This is a genomic window from Massilia sp. BKSP1R2A-1 (genome assembly GCF_050586525.1).
Taxonomy (GTDB): domain Bacteria; phylum Pseudomonadota; class Gammaproteobacteria; order Burkholderiales; family Burkholderiaceae_D; genus Telluria.
Window position 1 is genome coordinate 215,338 of the sequence record NZ_JBOBRE010000007.1, and the last position, 17,670, is coordinate 233,007.

Here is a 17,670-nt window from a genome sequence, read left to right on the forward strand (position 1 = left end):
TTGTTATTGCTGCGATGCGACGTGGTCGGCGAGCATGGCGGACACGCCGCGCAGGGCCGGATACTGTTCGGTGATCAGGTAGGTGGGGATGCGCGCCAGGTAGGGACTGAGGCGGCCCTTGTCCTCGAAGCGCGCGCGGAACTGCGATTCCGTGAACAGCCTGCCCAGGCGCGGCACGATGCCGCCGCCGATGTACATGCCGCCGGTGGCGCCGAGGGTCAGGGCGACGTTGCCGGCCACGCTGCCCAGGATGGCGCAGAAGGCCTCGACCGTGCGCCGGCATTCCGGCGAAGAGCCGTCCAGCGCCGCCCCGGTGATGGACGGCGCATCCTTGCGCACGCCGGTCAGCGCCCAGTGGATCAGCTCCAGTCCCATCCCCGACAGCAGGCGTTCGGCGGACACATGGCCGTATTCGCCCCACAGCGCTTCCAGGATCGCGACTTCATCCTTGTTGGCCGGCGCGAAGCTCACGTGGCCGCCTTCGCTGGCCAGCGCGATCCAGCGTTCGCCCGCCGGGATCACGCCCGAGACTCCCAGGCCAGTGCCGGGGCCGATCAGGCCGATCGGACGGTTCGGCAGTTCGAGGCCGCCGCCAATGCGCTCGCGCCCGTTCTCTTCCAGATGCGGCAGCGACATCGCCAGCGCCGCGAAATCGTTCACCACCAGCAGCGTTTCCAGGCCCTGCTCGACGCGCAGGGCTTCGATCGAGAAGCTCCAGTGGTGGTTGGTCATGCTGACCCGGTCTTCCTCGACCGGATTGGCGATCGCCAGCGCCGCGTGGCGCAGGCCGTCAACCGCCAGGCCGCGGCTTGCCGCCTTGCCAAGATAGGCGCGCATGGCGTCGCCCAGGGTGGCATGGTCGGCGCAGGCCAGCACCTCGATGTCCGCAAAGGCGCTCTGCCCCGGTTCCTGCAGGGCGAAGCGGGCATTGGTGCCGCCGATGTCGGCGAGCAGGCGCAGGCTCATTTCAGTTCCTCGCACTTCACGGCGCCCGCCTCGCTTGCCGCGCCGCCGGCGATCTCGATATTGGCGAAGGCGGCGGCGAAGGCCGCATCGCTGGTCACGCTGAACGGCGCCTCGACTTTCGCCAGATCCGTGCCCCTGGCCTGGAAGCAGGACAGTGGAATGTGCACGACCTGCTTGCCCTTGCCGGCCAGGCGGGTGAACAGGGCGGTCGCATCGACCGTGCCGCTGCCCATCGCCATGGTGACCTTGCCTGCTGGCGCCCTGGAGACGATGGTGTCGAAACGCAGCGCCGCATCCTTGCCGGCCGCCGCCGGCAGCACCATGGCGCGCGCGCCGCGCGCTTCGATGGTGGCCGGGCCGCTCCAGGTGACCAGCTTGGCATCCTGCTGGGTGTTCACCTGCGAGGTCTGCACGGTGACGCCCGGCAGGCTGAAGGTCGAATTCAGGTCGGCGCCCAGCACCAGCTGCTGCTGGCCGCTCTTCAAGGTCAGCGGGAAGCTCGCGCGGTCGGCCTGGCTGAACACGGGGAAGGTGTTGCTGATGCCGCAGCCGCCGGCGGGATAGGTCGCGTCCAGCTTGCCGACCTTCGAGCCGGTGGCGGCCTTCAGGCCGTAGCCGTAGGCAAACAGGGGCGCGTAATTCTTGTCGCCGACATTCAGGTCGGTCTGGCAGGCCGACTTCGGCCAGGAGAAGGGCAGCTTGCCGGTGAATTCATGGCGTTTCGGGCCGGCGACCAGCAGGTCCGACACGCCCTTGCCCTCGGTGCCCGGCAGCCAGGCCGCCACGAACACGTCCGACAGGTTGAGCAGGTCGTTCACGAAGAGCGGACGGCCAGAGACGAAGACGGTGACCACGGGCTTGCCCTTGCCGGCGACGGCCTGCAGCACGGCGAGGTCTTCCGGATGGCGGCCCGAGTGGCGCAGGGTGCCGTTGGGGCCGATGTCGCCGTCGCCTTCCGCATACGGACGCTCGCCCACCACGGCCACCACCACGTCGAACTTCGACACGTCGACACCTTGCGCGTCGAGGCTGAAGGTGACGTTGTTGCTGCCAGCCGCTTCGCGGATGCCGGCCAGGATGGTGTCGCCGTTCGGGAAGTCGGCGTTGACGTTGGCGGTGCCCTGCCAGGTGATCGACCAGCCGCCGGTCTGGTTCGACAGGTCGTCCGCGGTCTTGCCGACCACGAGGATCTTCTTGCCGCGCGCGATCGGCAGCACCGGCTTGTCGTTCTTGATCAGGACCAGCGACTCGCGCACGGCGCGGCGCGCCAGCTCGCGCGGCTGCATGGCCTCGTCCTTGCCCGCGTAGGCGTTCTGGGCGGGGCTCTTGTCGAACAGGCCGGCGCGCAGCTTGACGCGGATGATGCGGGTGACGGCATCGTCGATGCGCGACATCGGGATCTCGCCGCTCTCGACCTGCTTGATGGTGTTGGCGATGAAGGCTTTCCAGTCGTCCGGCACCATGATCATGTCGTTGCCGGCATTGATGGCGGCGGCGCAGCTGTCGTTGCGGCAGCCGGGCACTTCGCCATGGCCGTTCCAGTCGGTGATGACGAAGCCGTCGAATCCCATTTTCGTCTTCAGCACGTCGGTCAGCATGACGCGGCTGCCGTGCATCTTGCCGTAGTCGGTGCCGGTCGCCACGTCGTTCCAGGAATTGAACGAGGACATGACGGTCTGCACGCCGGCCGCCAGCGCCGGGTAGTAGCCGGCGCCGTGGATGTTGATCATCTGCGACTTGGTTGACTTGTTGACGCCGCGGTCCTTGCCGTGTTCGGTGCCGCCGTCGCCGATGAAGTGCTTGGCGGTGGCCACGGTGTTGGCATCGTCCTTCAGCATGCCCTGCATGCCGCGCACATAGGCGCCGGCATAGCTTTTCACGATGTCCGGATTTTCGGAATAGCTTTCGTAGGTGCGTCCCCAGCGGTCGTCGCGCACCACGGCCAGGGTCGGGCCGAACACCCAGGCGATGCCGCTGGCGCGCGTGGCCTTCGCCGTGGCCGCGCCGATTTCCTCGAGCAGCTTCGGATTGCGCGCCGCGCCCAGGCCGATGTTATGCGGGAAGAGGGTGGCGCCAAACACGTTGTTGTGGCCGTGGACCGCGTCGGTGCCCCAGATCACCGGCACCTTGATCGCCATGTCGGTGGCCATCGACGCATCGTGGTAGCGCTGGGCCAGGGCCAGCCATTCGGCCGCCTTCGCATGCTTGTTCCCGTTCGGCCAGCTGCCGCCGCCGTTGAGCACCGAGCCGAGGTAGTAGCGCTTGACGTCTTCGGGCGTCGCGGTCTTGATCTCGGGCTGGGTCATCTGGCCGACCTTCTGGGCCAGGGTCATCTTGCCGACAATCTCGGCGACGCGCTTCTCGAGCGCCGCATCCTTCGCGATCGGGCTGGCGATGCGCGGCCAATCGGCCAGCTGGCCACTCGTTTGCGCGAAGGCGCTAGCGGGGAAGGCGAGTGCGACGGCGAGCGCCAGCACGGGATTGCGAAGGATTGGTGTCATGAGTGTCTCGCTATTCGTTTTATTGTGGGTTCTGGCGTATCGCTTATTCGCCGCGCAGGAAGCTGCGGTACCACTTGCCGCTGCTCTTCAGGCGGCGCTGCTGGGTGGCGTAGTCGATGTGGGTCAGGCCGAAGCGCTTCAGGTAGCCCTCCGCCCATTCGAAGTTGTCGAGCAGGCTCCAGGCGAAATAGCCCTTCACCGGTACGCCATCCTTGATCGCCGCGCGCAGCGCGGCCAGGTGGGTCGCTAGGTACCGCCGGCGCTCGACGTCGTCGATCTCGCCATCCGCATTCACCTCGTCCGTGTAGCAGGAGCCGTTCTCGGTGATGTACATCGGGCCAGGGTGGTAGTCGTTCTCGATGCGGTGCAGGAGTTCGGCCAGGCCCTGCGGCGCGACTTCCCAGCCCATGGCCGTGGTTTCCATGCCTTCGGCGGGCGGCAGCACGCGCGCGCCCAGCGGCGCGTGGTGCGGGTCGTTCTGGATGGTCTCGGGGAAGTAGTAGTTCACGCCCAGGAAATCGGTCGGCACCGCGATGGCTTCCAGGTCGCCCGGTTCCATGGTTGGTGCGGCGTCGCCGATGATGTCGAGCGTGGCCTGCGGGTAGCCGCGGCCGTACAGCGGATCGAGGAACCAGCGGTAGCGCAGGCCGTCGTGGCGCGCCATCGCGGCCAGGTCTTCCGGCGAATTGCTGGCCGGGCGCACCGGGTGCAGGCTGAGGGCGATGCCGGCTTTTGCGTTCGGGACGTTCGCGCGGATCAGCGGCACCGCCTTGCCGTGCGAGAGCAGCACGTGGTGGGCCACTTGCAGCGCGGTCTTGAAGTCGGTATTGCCCGGTGCATGCCAGCCTTCGAAATTGCCGATGATCGAGGTGCACCAGGGTTCGTTGTGGGTGATCCAGTGTTGCACACGGTCGCCCAGGCGGCGCGTCATGGCGTCCACGAACGCCAGGTAGGCGTCCACCGTGGCGCGCTCGTTCCAGCCGCCGCGGTCTTGCAGGAATTGCGGCAGGTCCCAGTGATACAGCGTGGCCCAGGGCTGCAGGCCGCGTTCCAGCATGCCGTCCACCAGGCGGGAGTAGAAATCCAGACCCTTTTCGTTCGGCTTGCCGCCGACTTCCGAGAAGATGCGCGGCCAGGCGATCGAGAAGCGGTAGGCGTTCAGGCCCATGTCGCGGCCGATGTCGAAGTCTTCCGGCCAGCGGTGGTAGTGGTCGCAGGCGACCAGGCCGCTGGAGCCATCCTTCACCTTGCCCGGGGTGGCGGCGAAGCGGTCCCAGATCGACTCGACCCGGCCGTCCTCCTGGCCCGCGCCTTCGATCTGGTAGGAAGAGGTGGCACAGCCCCACAAGAAGTCGGGGGCGAAATCGCCGCGCTGCGGGGCGGTCGGCTCGGTGGCGTTTGCTGTTGTCATGGTGTGTATGTGTGAAGACCTGATGCAAGAATATTTGGAAAGCTTTCCAACTGCAAGCTAAAAAAAAGGCCGCGTCACGGCCATGCTGCGTGCAGCCTCATTTTTTACGGCTCCGCGACGTCGTCGTCGGCAGCTTCGCCAGCGAGGCGCGCAGGGTGACGCTGACCGGGAAGGTGCGCGACACCGGGCGCTGCAGGTCGTAGCAGCGGTTCAGGAGGGCGTTGATGCCGTTGAGCGTCATCTCGCGCCAGGGCATGTGCACCGAGGTCAGGCGCGGGGCCGAGAAAGCGGCGCTGGGCGTGTCGTCGTAGCCGATCACCGACAGGTCGCGCGGCACGCTGATGCCGGCTTCCTGGAAGTAGGACAGGGCGCCCACGGCCATCTCGTCGTTGGCGCAGAACAGGGCGGTGCACTTGTGGCCGGATTCGATCAGCTCCTTGGCCGCGGCCCAGCCGCCGGCCGGCGAAAAGTCGCTTTCCGCCACCCACAGCTTGCTGGTGTCGATGCCGCCTTCCTCCAGCTCGCGCATGAAGCCGTCGACGCGGGCCACGTTGTCGCTCAGGGCCGCCGGGCCGGAGATCACGCCGATGTCGCGGTGCCGGTAGTCGAGCAGGGTGCGCGCGGCCAGGCGTCCGCCCAGTACGTGGTCGACCGTGAAGCACTGCTCGGGCATCGCGCGGAATTCGTGGTTCAGCGCCACGATCTGCCGCTGCTTGGCGCCGAGGCTGGCCAGGTCCTCGTCGGCGAGGGCGCTGGTCATCATGATGATGCCGTCGCAGCCGCGTTCGATCAGGAACTCGATGCCTTCCATCGCCTGGCGGCGCGCGTCGCCCAGGCCCACGCCGAAGGCCACCACCATGTGCAGGCCGGCGGCGCGCAACTCGGTGTCGATGATCTGCAGGATCGGGGTGTAGAAGGTGCCGCTCAGGACCGGGATGTAGACGCCCACCATGCGGCTGGTGCCCGACAGCAGGGCGCGCGCCGCGTGCGAGGGGCGGAAACCCAGCTCGTCGATCGCCTTGCGCACCTTTTCCAGCGTGGCGGGCGAAACCGAGCCCTTGCCGCTGACCACGCGCGAGGCGGTGCCCAGGCCGACGCCGGCGAGACGTGCTACATCCTTGATGGTTGCCACTAATGGTCCCTGATCGATAAACGGTTTATTCGAAAACACTGAAGCATACTGCATTCATCCGACACTGGCACCTGTCTTCACAGGCGCCGGCCGCTGCCCGGCTCGAACAGCGAGACCCGCGCCGCATCGATGTCGAAGCGCACCGCCTGGCCTGGCGCAAGCCGGCGCGCGTCGTGCACGATGGCGGACAGGGCGTGGCCGCCGCAGTCCAGCCACACGACCTGGTGGTTGCCCATCGGCTCGACCAGGGTCACGCTTGCCTGCAGAGGACCATCGTCCTGCAGGTGGATGTCCTCCGGCCGTACCGCCAGCTCTACTTTTCCGGAAGGCGCAACGCAGTCCGGGGCCAGGGTGAGCTGCAAGGCGCCGGCACTGAAGCGGCGCTGCACGTCGAGGGTGCCGTCGAGGCTACCCTCGACGAAATTCATCGAGGGCGAACCCAGGAAACCCGCCACGAAGCGGTTGGCCGGGCGTTCGTAAACCTCGGCCGGGGTGCCGATCTGCTGGATGCGCCCGCCCTGCATCACGACGATGCGGGTGGCCAGGGTCATGGCTTCGGCCTGGTCGTGGGTCACGTAGATCATGGTCGAGCCGAGCGCCGCGTGCAGGAGCTTCAGTTCGCGGCGCAGCTCGGCGCGCAGCTTGGCGTCCAGGTTCGAGAGCGGCTCGTCGAACAGGTAGACGCCGGCCTCGCGCACCAGCGCGCGTCCGATCGCCACGCGCTGGCGCTGGCCGCCCGAGAGCTGGGCGGGCTTGCGGTCCAGGAGCGATTCGAGCTGCAGCATCTCCGCCGCACGCTGCACACGGCGGGCGATCTCCGCCTTCGGCGCGCCGGAAATGCGCAGGCCGAAGGACATGTTCTTCTCGACCGTCATGGTCGGGTAGAGGGCATAGGACTGGAACACCATGCCGATGCCTCTTTCACTCGGGTCGGCGTAACTCATGTCGCGTCCGCCGATCTCGATGGCGCCGTCGGCCAGGTCGATCAGGCCGGCGATGCTGTGCAGCAGGGTCGACTTGCCGCAGCCGGAGGGTCCCAGCAGCACGAGGAATTCGCCCGGTTCGACCTGCAGGTCGAGGTCGCGGATGATCTGGTTGCTGCCGCGGGTGATGCACAGTTTGCGCAGGTGGACGTTCGACATGTGCTTAACCTTTCACTGCGCCGGCGGCGATACCGCGCACGAACCAGCGTCCCGAGATGAAGTAGATCGCCAGCGGCACCGCGGCCGTCAGGATGGTCGCGGCCATGTTGACGTTGTACAGGCGCGTGCCGGTGGTGGTGTTGATCACGTTATTCAGCTGCACCGTCATCGGCGCATTGTCGCGGCCCGCGAACACCAGGCCGAGGATGTAGTCGTTCCACACGCCGGTCACCTGCATGATGGCGGCGACCACGACGATGGGCAGCGACATCGGCAGCATCACCTGCAGGAAGATACGCCAGAAGCCGCCGCCGTCGATGCGCGCGGCCTGGAACAGCTCGTGCGGCACCGAAGCATAGTAATTCCGGAACAGCAGGGTCATGATCGGCATGCCGAAGATGACGTGCACCAGCACGATGGCGGGCAGGGAACCGAAGACGCCGGCGCGCGCCATCATCCACACCAGCGGATAGATCATGACCTGCACCGGGATGAAGGCGCCGGCCAGCAGCACGCCGAACAGGACGTTGGCGCCGCGCGGCTTCCAGAAGGACAGGGCGTAGCCGTTGACGGCGCCCAGCAGGATCGGGATGACGGTGCTCGGCACCGTGATCGCCACCGAATTCCAGAAGCCGCCACTGACCTGGTTCCAGGCGCTCTGCCAGGGCTCGGTCGTAGCAACGAGAGGCAGGGCGAACACATTGCCGCTCCTGATCTCGTCCATCGACTTGAAGGACGTGATGATCATGACGTACAGCGGCAGCAGGAAGTACAGCGCGGCGCTGAACAGAAATGCGTAGACGCCGATGCGCGCGGCGCTCAGGCGGCGTTTGCGACGCGCGGCGGGAACGAGAGGGGCGTCGAAGCGCATCGTGGGGGCGGGCGCTTCCAAGGTGGTCTGGCTCATGCGCGTTTCCTCCGGCTGCGTGCGTAGGCATAGGGCGCCAGCAGGGCCAGCACCGGAATGAGCAGGGTCACCGCGCCGGCCGAGGCCAGGCCGATGTTCGAGCGCAGGAACAGGTGGTCCATGATGAACTTGGCCGGCACTTCGCTGGCCGTGCCGGGGCCGCCGCCGGTCATGGCCACCACCGCATCGTAGAGTTTCACCACGGCGGTGCACAGCAGCAGGAAGACGGTGGCGACCGTCGGCCCCAGCATCGGCAGCACGATCTGCAGGTAGACGCGCCAGCTTGGCACGCCATCCAGGCGTGCGGCCTTGTAGATCTCCGGGTCGACCCCGCGCAGTCCCGCCAGCATCATCGCCATCACCAGGCCCGACGCCTGCCAGACGGCGGCGATGACGATGGTGTAGATGACCATCTCCTGGTCGATGATCCAGTCGAAGCGGAAGTCCGTGAAGCCGAGCGACTGCACCGCGCCTTCGATGCCGGCGCCGGGCGCCAGCATCCACTGCCACACCAGGCCGGTGGCGATGAAGGACATCGCGTAGGGGTAGAGGAAGACGGTGCGCAGGAAACCTTCGCCGCTGACGTTCTGGTCGATGAAGGCGGCCAGCAGGAAGCCCAGCACCATGCAGGCGATGATGAAGCAGATGCCGTAGACGGCCAGGTTGTTCAGCGAGAGCAGCCAGCGCTCGTTGTCGAACAGGCGCACGTACTGGGCGGCGCCGATGAAGTTATCCGACGCGAAGGTGCGCGAGGCGGTCAGCGAGGTCTTGAAGGTCCACAGCGCGGCGCCGATGTAGGCGACCAGCACGGTCAAGGCCATCGGCAATAAAGCGATGTGGGGAGTGATCCTGTTGGCGCGGAAGGCAAGCATGGCGGGTCAGTATTTGAGTGCGTTGGCGATGCTCTTCTGGGCCTTCTCGACCGGCATACTGGTGTTCCAGTAGGCAGTCAGCACGTCCTGCATGGCGCCGTTCTGGTCCGGCGTCAGGTAGACCTCGCTGACGCCGGCCTGGCGCGTGCGGTCCTTCATGATCTCGAGGCCCTTCTGCGCGCACAGGTCGAGTTCCGCGGCATCGACGTCGGTGCGCACGGGGATCGAGCCTTTCAGTTTGCTGAAGCCCACCTGCAGGACCGGCTGCGAGACCACATTCGCCAGCAGCTGCTGGGCGCGCACGGTCTTGCCGTCGTCCGTCTTCGGGAAAACGAAGACGTCGCCCTGGATCAGGTAGGGCGTCGAAGGGCCGAGGCCCGCCATGCAGCCGTAGTGCTGGCCCGCGATCTGACGCGCATTGGTGAATTCGCCCTTGGCCCAGTCGCCCATCACCTGGAAGCCTGCCTTGCCACTGATGACCAGGGCGGTGGCGTCGTTCCAGTTGCGGCCCGGCGAGCCCGGGTCGACATAGGATTTCAGGCGCTTGAAGGTGAGCAGCACGTTGCGGAAGGCCGGCCCGAGCAGAGTCGCCTGGTCGCGGTCGCGGAAGGCCTTCAGGTACAGCTCCTTGCCGCCCATATTCGCGAGGATGGCCGAGAACAGCACGTTCTCCTGCCAGGACTGGCCGCCGTGCGCCAGCGGGATGATGCCGGCCGCCTTCAGCTTGTCGAGGGCGGTGAAGAATTCGGCCATGCTGGCCGGCTCCTTGTCGATACCGGCCTTCTTGAAGGCTGGCTTCGAATACCAGAACCAGGTCTGCATGTGGATGTTCAGCGGCACCGCATAGTAGTGGCCGCCCACCTTGATCACGTCGATGATGGGCGGGGGCAGCATCTGGTCCCAGTTCTGCGCGCGGGCGACGGTGTCGACGTCGTTGAGCATCCCCGCTTCGATCACGTCGAGGAACTGCTTGGAGGTGTTGAACTGGGCCGCCGTGGGCGGGTTGCCGCCGACGATGCGGTTGATGGTGACGGCGCGGGACTGGTCGCCGCCGGCGATCGCGGTATCGATCCAGACGCCGCCGGCCTGCTGGTAGGCCTGGGCCACCTGCTTGACCGCGGCCGACTCGCCGCCCGAGGTCCACCAGTGGATGACCTCGGCTTTCGGCGCCTGTGTGGCCGACGCCGACGCGGCGAGCGCTGGCGCAGAGACGCACAGCCATGCGCAGGCTGCCGCCAGGGTGCGTACTGTGGACATCGTGTCTCCGTTATTCGCCATTTATTTTTGGTACGTTGGAAACGTTACCATCGGCTTTGCCCGACTATAGCACCGGGTGAAATCTCGGTCAAACAAATATTGCAATCAGGATTTTGGCACAGTTTCTGTGTTCACCCGACAAGTTTTAGACGGTGGTGCAGGCGAGTTCCTGAGTCAGGCGCTGTTAATCCTCGCTTGATGAAACGATGCGTTTGTCCCGTCTATACGTGACTCGCACCTCGACCCGGCGGTTGGGCTTGTTGCAGCGATCGAGTTCATACGCCGAAATGTCCTTCGCTTTCACGCACTGCACTTTGGGTTCTCTACTTCCATATCCTTCGGAACGAACGATCACCGGCGCGCCAACAGCGTCGTCCTTCGGTGTTTTACCTTTCTTGTCCTCGTTCCGAACCGTATTGAACTGGGCATCGAGCTGCTGCTTGATTGCCGCCGCGCGCCGCTCGGAAAGAATCTGGTTATCGATTGGCTTCCCGTCCGGGCCAGACGCGATGCGCCGTGGATCGCTATGTCCGCGAACGACGATCTTCTCGGGTTGACCGAAACTGCTGATCGACTTTGCTAGCGCGTCGATCCGTTTCTTGGCGTCGCTATCAAGCTCATGTGTGCCGGTATCGAACAGGAGATCGCTGGGAAGGTCAAAGCACGGATCGAGTGGGGGGCTACTGCGGATGATGTTCATCGACTTGGTGTCAAACTTGAGCGTGGCATGGCCTACCGTCGGTTGAGGATCGAACGGCGCCCTGCGGATCTCCTTGTGAGAAGCAAACCTCACCAGAGAGTGTTCCCCGACGCCGGTCCACAAGACCTCTGCGCCGTGAACAAGCAGGCGGTTCGGCTGGGGACGCCGGCAATCAACCAATGGGCGCCCTACGATGTCGGCAACCCGCTCGATCGCGCCAGCCTCTGAATCGGGGAGTTCCAGCGAAACATCCATTATCTGGATGCCTAGACCTTGGAAGGCGAAATCAAGCAGCGGTCGCGGGCCGCCGCCGTAAATCGACACGACGACAAGCGGAATGAAGGCAATGGCAGGGAAGCGTGCATTCTTTTGCCGCTTTGTCGTGAACGCGCTGGAAGGAGCCTCGAGGATTACCAGAATCAGGAAACCCGACAGTGCACAAGACGACAGGAACATCATCAGGGGAGTGGAACTCGACCGCCATGCGATGAGCGCCAGCCACCAGAAAAGAACAAGGGATGCCAGGGCATGGAACCAACCGTCCAATGCGGACCATCTAAGACACGGTTTGTTCAACCACATGCGCGTGACTGCAATCCTGCGCCTCCGTCGCCATTGTGCCCATGCAGACATTGGTGGCAATACAGCGTCAGCAGGCATGAACAGTAACGATGTCATTTGCTGCCGTGTGTACGCCAGGCGGCGCATTACGAAGATCGGTAACTGGAGGAGCCAAACAGCTGAGTATGTGCCGTAGACGATGACGAGCACATAGGTAAACAGGAAAGCAAGCGCGATGAAAACGAAAAATATGACTTCACCGGGCGTCAACCCGGATGGGAAGAAGCCAATCAGGAACAAATAAGAAAACGTAGCAATTGCTCCGAAACTTATCGCGAGCTTGTAGACGATGTTCAGTGCGGAATTGATAGGTTCGGTAAGTTTTCCCCAAGCCGTTCCCTGGTCTGAGTCAGTGTCAGAGGTGGGTGAGGCGTTTTGATGGGCTACCATGTTTGACCTTGTTCGAATTGCAGTGCAGCAATTAATTCCATATCCGAACCAGATAGTCAACATGCAACTGCTGCGACGCGTTTTTTCGTTGGAATCGCGGCTTATTCAAAAGCATGGCGGCGCTGCCAGCTTATTGCGCATACTTGAAAGCATGCAACTCAATATTCTTTTTCCCTTCGCCATTTTGCTTCTTCGTAAGCGATTTGCTCACCAGGCAAGCGTTTGATCAAACCCTGTTTCAAGTCTGCGCTTTCTCAACTGTCCATCTCTACGGCTTCCTAAGATTAGTTCAGGACTGCTCAACGAGGAGGCCATATGGACAAGCGTATCTTGGAACGCCGTGTGGCGAACGAAGCACACCTGTCACATCCGAACGTTCTAGCTTTTCTCAAGGCAATCGCCGAGGCGGAAGGTGGCGGCTATGACTTCAAATATGGTGCGCTCAAGGGGCGCCTGAACGATCGTTGGAGGTTTCAGGACACGTCAACGCATCCAGGACCGGGCATTGACGGGAAAACGACGGCAGCGGGAATGTACCAGATCACCCGACCCACCTGGGAACACCACGGCGGCAAGCTGGGGTTGAATGACTTCTCTCCACGCACGCAAGACCTGATCGCAGTCGAAATCCTGCGGAGCCTCGGTGTCATTGATCAAATCAAGACTGGCGAGATTGCGGCCGTCATGCCGAAAGTAGCCAAAACCTGGGCCGCATTGCCAAAGGGACCGGGGCAGCGGAACCATTATCCGCCACAGCGCTATCTCCCCTTCGAAAAGTTCCTTTCGGCCTACGTTTCAGCAGGCGGAGAAGTCGCTTGATCGTTAGACCAAAAGCAATGAGCCCAGCAAAGGCTGGGCTCATCGTTAAATGACTGGTGCCGACTGCAGGACTCGAACCCGCCACCTGATGATTACAAATCAACTGCTCTACCTGATGAGCTAAGTCGGCTTAATCTTAGAACAACGATTATACGCTATTTGATGCGCGTCAAGGTCGGGCGTCCGCCCTTCTTCGGCGGCTCGTCGTCACCGTCAGGCGCTGAAGTCGTCTCGGCCGGTACATCTGCCTTTGCAGGCACCGCCGACAGGGCCGGCGCCGACGCTTCTTCCGATGGCGACGAAGCAGGCGCAGGCGCCGGCATTTCCGCCGCCGTCACGTTCACCTCGAAGGCCATCCCCTGGCCGTTCTCGTTCGCATAGATCGCCAGCACGTTCTGCACAGGAATGTACAGCTCGCGCGAAACCCCATTGAAACGCGCGCGGAAGTGGATCGCGTCGTTGTCCATCTTCAGGCCCGAGGTGGCGCCGTAGCTGATGTTCAGGATGATCTCGCCCTTGCGGACGTATTCCATCGGCACCGTGGTGGCGGAGTCGACCTTGACCGCGAGATAGGGCGTGTAGCCGCTGTCCGTGCACCATTCGTAGATGGCGCGCAGCAGGTAGGGCTTGGTGGAGATCTCTGACATTTGTTGGGGTCAATAAACAATACTTGTCGTCCACGCCAGTTTACCGGATTCGCCATGAGGGCGTCCGAAACCGGCGTGTACTGAATCGAGATGCTGCGGCGGACGGCAAGCGCCCGCCACAAGCCATCAGCGGCGCATCACCTTTTCCGACGGTGTCAGCGCTTCGATATAGGCCGGACGCGAGAAGATGCGCTCGGCGTACTTCATCAGCGGGGCGGCGGTCTTCGACAGCTCGATGCCGTAGTGGTCCAGGCGCCAGAGCAGCGGAGCGATCGCGACGTCCAGCATCGAGAATTCGTCGCCCAGCATGTACTTGTTCTTCAGGAACAGCGGCGCCAGGGTGGTCAGGCGGTCGCGGATTTCCGAACGGGCCTTGTCGTGGCTCTTGTCGTTCGTCTTGTTGCGCTCGCTTTCCAGCGTGTGCACGTGGACGAACAGTTCCTTCTCGAAGTTGAACAGCATCAGGCGGGCACGGGCGCGCATCAGCGGGTCGGCCGGCATCAGCTGCGGGTGCGGGAAGCGCTCGTCGATGTACTCGTTGATGATGTTCGATTCGTACAGGATGAGTTCGCGCTCGACCAGGATCGGCACCTGGCCGTAGGGATTCATGGTCGAAATGTCTTCCGGCTTGTTGAACAGGTCGACGTCGCGCACCTCGAAGTCCATGCCCTTTTCGAACAGGACCAGGCGGCAGCGTTGGGAGAAGGGGCACGTGGTGCCGGAGTAGAGAACCATCATGGTTTGTAGTCCTTCAAGAAACAATGGGGTGAAGCGCCTAGCGATTCACCCCGAAAAATGATTGCCCGTATTATAGCCAACCGGGCAATGAAAGCGAATTTACTTCACTTCCTTCCAGTACGATTCGTTCAGGCGCCAGGCCAGGAAGGCGAAAATGGACAGGAAGATCAACACAATAACGCCCAACTTCTTACGTTGGCCTTGCGCTGGCTCAGCCATCCAGCTCAGGTAGGCAACCAGGTCGGCAGTCGCGGTGTCGAACTCCTGCTGGGTCATGGTGCCCGGCGATACCTGTTCAAAGCCGACGAACTTGTGGATCGTCTTGCCGGCGTCGTGCGGATCCTTCTCGTCGGCGAATTTCGCCTGGCGGATGCCCTGCTGCTGCCACATCACGTGCGGCATGGCCACGTTCGGCACCACCATATTGTTCCAGCCGGTTGGGCGGGCATCGTCCTTGTAGAAGGTGCGCAGGTAGGTGTACAGGTAGTCCGCGCCGGTGCCCGAGGGCGAGGATTTCGCGCGGGCGATCACCGACAGGTCCGGCGGCACGGCGCCGAACCAGGCCTTGGCGTCGTCCGGGCGCATCGCCGTCGTCATCATGCCGCCAACCTTGTCTTGCGAAAACAACAGATTGTCCTGAATCTGCTTCTCGGTAAGACCAAGGTCGCGCAGGCGGTTGTAACGCATGCTCGATGCCGAGTGGCAGTTCAGGCAGTGGTTGATGAAGAGCTTGGCGCCGTTCTGCAGCGACGACAGGTCGTGGCGGTCCGGGGCGCGCTCGAGCGGGAAGCCGCCTTCCGCGGCGAATGCCAGTCCCGGCACCAGGGCCAGGACTGCGATCAGTTTCTTCGCAAATTTCATGTTCTTGTCCTTGTGCTCGTGATTAGTGCGGCGTGAAGGTCAGGCGCGTCGGGACCGGCTTGAACCGGCCCATCGTGCTCCACCACGGCATCAACAGGAAGAACGCAAAGTACAGCAGGGTCGCCACTTGCGAGATGATGGTGTAGGCCGGCGTCGGCAGCTGGGTGCCCAGGTAGCCCAGGGCCACGAAGCACAGGCCGAACAGGGCGTACACGTATTTGTGCCAGTCCGGACGGTAGCGGATCGAGCGCGCCGGCGAGTGGTCCAGCCACGGCAGGAAGGCGATGATCACCACCGAGGAACCGAACAGCACCACGCCCCAGAACTTCGCATCCAGCACCTGCGGCAGCATGCCGACGATCAGGACCAGGCCGATGACGGCGATCGCGACCTTGGTCTTGTAGGCCAGGCGGGATTTCAGCCAGATGAACACGACGTAGGCGGCGGTCGCCGCCATCAGCACGTACATGAAGTCCGCGGTGGTCGCGCGCAGCACCGAGTAGAACGGGGTGAAGTACCAGGTCGGCGCGATGTGCGGCGGGGTCTTCATCGAGTCGGCCGGCAGGAAGTTGTTGTATTCCAGGAAGTAGCCGCCCATCTCGGGCGCGAAGAACACGACCGCCGAGAAGATCAGCAGGAACACCGACACGCCGAAGAAGTCCTTGGTCGAGTAGTAGGGGTGCGACATGATGCCGTCGACCGGGTGGCCGTCGGCGTCCAGGTTGTCCTTGATCTCGATGCCGTCCGGGTTGTTCGAGCCGACTTCGTGCAGCGCGATCAGGTGGGCCGCCACCAGGCCGAGGATGACCAGCGGCAGGGCGATGACGTGGAAGGCGAAGAAGCGGTTAAGGGTCGCGTCCGACACCACGTAGTCGCCGCGGATCCACAGCGACAGGTCCGGGCCGATGACCGGAATCGCACCGAACAGGTTGACGATCACCTGGGCGCCCCAGTAGGACATCTGGCCCCATGGCAGCAGGTAGCCGAAGAAGGCTTCGGCCATCAGGCACAGGAAGATCGCGAAGCCGAACAGCCAGATCAGCTCGCGCGGCTTGCGGTAGGAGCCGTACATCAGGCCGCGCGCCATGTGCAGGTAGACCACGATGAAGAACATCGAGGCGCCCGTCGAGTGCATGTAGCGCACCAGCCAGCCCCAGGGCACTTCGCGCATGATGTATTCGACCGAGCCGAAGGCCAGGGCGGCGTCCGGCTTGTAGTGCATGGTCAGGAAGATGCCGGTGACGATCTGCAGCACCAGCACCAGCATGGCCAGGGAGCCGAACAGGTACCAGATGTTGAAGTTCTTGGGTGCGTAGTACTTGCCCCACTGGTCGTTCCACAGCTTCGACAGCGGGAAGCGGTCGTCGACCCAGGCCAGTGCCTTGGCGCCGACCGGCGCGTCGGCCGGCACTTGCGTTTCCTTGAATGGAGCGCCCATGTTATGCCTCTCCTTTTTCGTCTTTGCCGATCACCAGCTTGTTATCGGACAGGTACATGTACGGCGGGACATCCATATTCGTCGGCGCCGGCTTGTTCTGGAACACGCGGGCCGAGAGGTCGAAGGTCGAACCGTGGCAGGGGCAGAGGAAGCCGCCCGGCCAGTTGTCCGGGAGGTTGGGTTGCGGGCCGGCGGCCAGGCGCGAGGAGGGCGAGCAGCCCAGGTGCGAGCAGATGCCGACGGTGACCAGCACTTCCTTGTGCTCGGGTCTGGCGCGGTACGGATTCTTCGCGTACTCGGGCATCGGCAGCTGGAAGACTTTTTCGGAGTTCGGATCGGCCAGTTCGCCGCTGTCCTTCTCGAGGGTGGCCATCATTTCCGGAGTGCGCCGCAGGATCCAGACCGGCTTGCCGCGCCATTCGACGACCTTCATCTCGCCGGGCTTGACGTCGGAGATGTCGACTTCGACGGGGGCGCCGGCGGCTTTCGCGCGCTCGGACGGCTGGAAGGTGCTGACGAGGACGCCCGCCGTGGATACCCCTACGACGCCACCTGCGGCGCATGTTGCCACCAGCAGTCCGCGTCGGCCTGAATCGACCTGCTTTTCATTACTCATACCAACCCCACTCCGTGAAAATACGAATCTTAAGAATTAATAAAGAGCTTCCAGCAACACAAAATTATATGTGAAGGGCAATACCGATTGGAAAAAAATTATCAAGCGGACACATCCAGATGGAATATTCGTGCCTGTCCCGTCTTCGGAAACATGTGTGCATCCGCAGCATAAAAGCTTGGGGTATCATCAACCTGCTTAGTTCAATAACAACGAAGGGAGTAACCATGTCCATGCTGGGAGAGTTCAAAACATTCGCAATGCGCGGCAACGTCGTCGATCTTGCGGTTGGTGTCATCATCGGGGGCGCCTTCGGACGCATCGTCGATTCGCTCGTCAAGGATGTCATCATGCCGCCCATCGGGATGTTGTTCGGCGGCCTCGATTTCGCGAATTACTACCTTCCGCTGAACGGCCAGGGCACGAATCTGCCGCTGGCGGAGGCGCAGAAGGCAGGCGCCGTCCTCGCTTACGGCAATTTCCTGACGATTTTGTTGAACTTCATCCTGCTGGCATTTGTCATCTTCCAGATGGTGCGCATCGTGAACCGCCTGCGCGGCCCTGTCGACGCGCCGACGGCTGTCGAGAAGGAAGAGATCCTGCTCCTGCGCGACATTCGCGACTCCCTGAAAAAGTAGGCCACAGTGAACGA

Annotated in this window: 16 protein-coding genes and 1 tRNA gene; 2 read left to right on the top strand and 15 right to left on the bottom strand. The window is 63.3% G+C overall.

Going from position 1 to position 17,670, the window contains the following annotated elements:
• Positions 1–3 precede the first annotated feature (3 nt).
• The 9 genes from ACQ7JA_RS13095 to ACQ7JA_RS13135 all read right to left on the bottom strand — a co-directional run bounded on the left by ACQ7JA_RS13095 (position 4) and on the right by ACQ7JA_RS13135 (position 11,962).
• Complete coding sequence (locus ACQ7JA_RS13095) at positions 4–966, bottom strand: glucokinase (RefSeq protein ID WP_430898331.1); 963 nt, start codon at positions 964–966, stop codon at positions 4–6.
• On the bottom strand, positions 963–3,467 hold the full coding sequence (locus tag ACQ7JA_RS13100; RefSeq protein ID WP_430898333.1) for a glycoside hydrolase family 3 N-terminal domain-containing protein: 2,505 nt from the start codon (positions 3,465–3,467) through the stop codon (positions 963–965). The genes ACQ7JA_RS13095 and ACQ7JA_RS13100 overlap by 4 nt, the downstream gene beginning before the upstream one ends.
• A gap of 43 nt (positions 3,468–3,510) precedes the next feature.
• The gene (locus ACQ7JA_RS13105; protein WP_430898335.1) at positions 3,511–4,878 is read right to left on the bottom strand and encodes a GH1 family beta-glucosidase; all 1,368 of its coding nucleotides are present in this window, start codon (positions 4,876–4,878) and stop codon (positions 3,511–3,513) included.
• A 97-nt stretch (positions 4,879–4,975) separates the two neighbouring features.
• Positions 4,976–6,010 (bottom strand): LacI family DNA-binding transcriptional regulator, encoded by a 1,035-nt coding sequence (locus ACQ7JA_RS13110; protein ID WP_430898337.1) that lies wholly within the window; start codon positions 6,008–6,010, stop codon positions 4,976–4,978.
• 77 nt (positions 6,011–6,087) lie between these two features.
• Positions 6,088–7,152 (bottom strand): ABC transporter ATP-binding protein, encoded by a 1,065-nt coding sequence (locus ACQ7JA_RS13115; RefSeq protein ID WP_430898339.1) that lies wholly within the window; start codon positions 7,150–7,152, stop codon positions 6,088–6,090.
• A gap of 4 nt (positions 7,153–7,156) precedes the next feature.
• Positions 7,157–8,023, bottom strand: a complete 867-nt coding sequence (locus ACQ7JA_RS13120) for a carbohydrate ABC transporter permease (protein WP_430898480.1) — start codon at positions 8,021–8,023, stop codon at positions 7,157–7,159.
• Positions 8,024–8,055: 32 nt separating this feature from the next.
• Positions 8,056–8,931, bottom strand: coding sequence for a carbohydrate ABC transporter permease (locus ACQ7JA_RS13125; protein ID WP_430898341.1), 876 nt, complete (start codon positions 8,929–8,931; stop codon positions 8,056–8,058).
• A gap of 6 nt (positions 8,932–8,937) precedes the next feature.
• Complete coding sequence (locus tag ACQ7JA_RS13130) at positions 8,938–10,188, bottom strand: ABC transporter substrate-binding protein (protein WP_430898343.1); 1,251 nt, start codon at positions 10,186–10,188, stop codon at positions 8,938–8,940.
• A 184-nt stretch (positions 10,189–10,372) separates the two neighbouring features.
• Positions 10,373–11,962 (bottom strand): OmpA family protein, encoded by a 1,590-nt coding sequence (locus ACQ7JA_RS13135; RefSeq protein WP_430898345.1) that lies wholly within the window; start codon positions 11,960–11,962, stop codon positions 10,373–10,375.
• 252 nt (positions 11,963–12,214) lie between these two features.
• Here ACQ7JA_RS13135 and ACQ7JA_RS13140 point away from each other — a divergent pair, with 252 nt between their 5' ends.
• Positions 12,215–12,718: a glycoside hydrolase family 24 protein gene (locus ACQ7JA_RS13140; RefSeq protein ID WP_430898347.1), complete on the top strand. Its 504-nt coding sequence runs from the start codon at positions 12,215–12,217 to the stop codon at positions 12,716–12,718.
• 54 nt (positions 12,719–12,772) lie between these two features.
• On the opposite strand, the gene ACQ7JA_RS13145 is transcribed toward ACQ7JA_RS13140, so the two are convergent.
• The 6 genes from ACQ7JA_RS13145 to petA form a co-directional block, all read right to left on the bottom strand.
• A tRNA-Thr gene (locus ACQ7JA_RS13145) sits at positions 12,773–12,848 on the bottom strand.
• A gap of 25 nt (positions 12,849–12,873) precedes the next feature.
• Entirely contained in the window at positions 12,874–13,365 is a 492-nt protein-coding gene (locus ACQ7JA_RS13150; RefSeq protein ID WP_430898349.1) for a ClpXP protease specificity-enhancing factor, read from the bottom strand.
• Positions 13,366–13,491: 126 nt separating this feature from the next.
• On the bottom strand, positions 13,492–14,103 hold the full coding sequence (locus ACQ7JA_RS13155; protein ID WP_026354566.1) for a glutathione S-transferase N-terminal domain-containing protein: 612 nt from the start codon (positions 14,101–14,103) through the stop codon (positions 13,492–13,494).
• 99 nt (positions 14,104–14,202) lie between these two features.
• Positions 14,203–14,964, bottom strand: coding sequence for a cytochrome c1 (locus ACQ7JA_RS13160; RefSeq protein WP_430898352.1), 762 nt, complete (start codon positions 14,962–14,964; stop codon positions 14,203–14,205).
• 22 nt (positions 14,965–14,986) lie between these two features.
• Entirely contained in the window at positions 14,987–16,402 is a 1,416-nt protein-coding gene (locus ACQ7JA_RS13165) for a cytochrome b (protein WP_430898354.1), read from the bottom strand.
• 1 nt (position 16,403) lies between these two features.
• Positions 16,404–17,018, bottom strand: a complete 615-nt coding sequence (gene petA / locus ACQ7JA_RS13170; RefSeq protein ID WP_430898356.1) for a ubiquinol-cytochrome c reductase iron-sulfur subunit — start codon at positions 17,016–17,018, stop codon at positions 16,404–16,406.
• Positions 17,019–17,245: 227 nt separating this feature from the next.
• Between petA and mscL the strand changes: the two genes are divergently transcribed.
• A complete protein-coding gene (gene mscL / locus ACQ7JA_RS13175; protein ID WP_430898358.1) occupies positions 17,246–17,656 on the top strand; it encodes a large conductance mechanosensitive channel protein MscL in 411 nt (136 codons plus the stop codon).
• Positions 17,657–17,670: the final 14 nt, after the last annotated feature.

What these genes read in the sequence shown, in the direction of transcription:
- ACQ7JA_RS13095 (WP_430898331.1), bottom strand. Translation starts at nt 966, where the DNA reads ATGAGCCTGCGCCTGCTCGCCGACATCGGCGGCACCAATGCCCGCTTC.
- ACQ7JA_RS13100 (WP_430898333.1), bottom strand. Translation starts at nt 3,467, where the DNA reads ATGACACCAATCCTTCGCAATCCCGTGCTGGCGCTCGCCGTCGCACTC.
- ACQ7JA_RS13105 (WP_430898335.1), bottom strand. Translation starts at nt 4,878, where the DNA reads ATGACAACAGCAAACGCCACCGAGCCGACCGCCCCGCAGCGCGGCGAT.
- ACQ7JA_RS13115 (WP_430898339.1), bottom strand. Translation starts at nt 7,152, where the DNA reads ATGTCGAACGTCCACCTGCGCAAACTGTGCATCACCCGCGGCAGCAAC.
- ACQ7JA_RS13120 (WP_430898480.1), bottom strand. Translation starts at nt 8,023, where the DNA reads ATGCGCTTCGACGCCCCTCTCGTTCCCGCCGCGCGTCGCAAACGCCGC.
- ACQ7JA_RS13125 (WP_430898341.1), bottom strand. Translation starts at nt 8,931, where the DNA reads ATGCTTGCCTTCCGCGCCAACAGGATCACTCCCCACATCGCTTTATTG.
- ACQ7JA_RS13130 (WP_430898343.1), bottom strand. Translation starts at nt 10,188, where the DNA reads ATGTCCACAGTACGCACCCTGGCGGCAGCCTGCGCATGGCTGTGCGTC.
- ACQ7JA_RS13135 (WP_430898345.1), bottom strand. Translation starts at nt 11,962, where the DNA reads ATGTTGACTATCTGGTTCGGATATGGAATTAATTGCTGCACTGCAATT.
- ACQ7JA_RS13140 (WP_430898347.1), top strand. Translation starts at nt 12,215, where the DNA reads ATGGACAAGCGTATCTTGGAACGCCGTGTGGCGAACGAAGCACACCTG.
- ACQ7JA_RS13150 (WP_430898349.1), bottom strand. Translation starts at nt 13,365, where the DNA reads ATGTCAGAGATCTCCACCAAGCCCTACCTGCTGCGCGCCATCTACGAA.
- ACQ7JA_RS13155 (WP_026354566.1), bottom strand. Translation starts at nt 14,103, where the DNA reads ATGATGGTTCTCTACTCCGGCACCACGTGCCCCTTCTCCCAACGCTGC.
- ACQ7JA_RS13160 (WP_430898352.1), bottom strand. Translation starts at nt 14,964, where the DNA reads ATGAAATTTGCGAAGAAACTGATCGCAGTCCTGGCCCTGGTGCCGGGA.
- ACQ7JA_RS13165 (WP_430898354.1), bottom strand. Translation starts at nt 16,402, where the DNA reads ATGGGCGCTCCATTCAAGGAAACGCAAGTGCCGGCCGACGCGCCGGTC.
- petA (WP_430898356.1), bottom strand. Translation starts at nt 17,018, where the DNA reads ATGAGTAATGAAAAGCAGGTCGATTCAGGCCGACGCGGACTGCTGGTG.
- mscL (WP_430898358.1), top strand. Translation starts at nt 17,246, where the DNA reads ATGTCCATGCTGGGAGAGTTCAAAACATTCGCAATGCGCGGCAACGTC.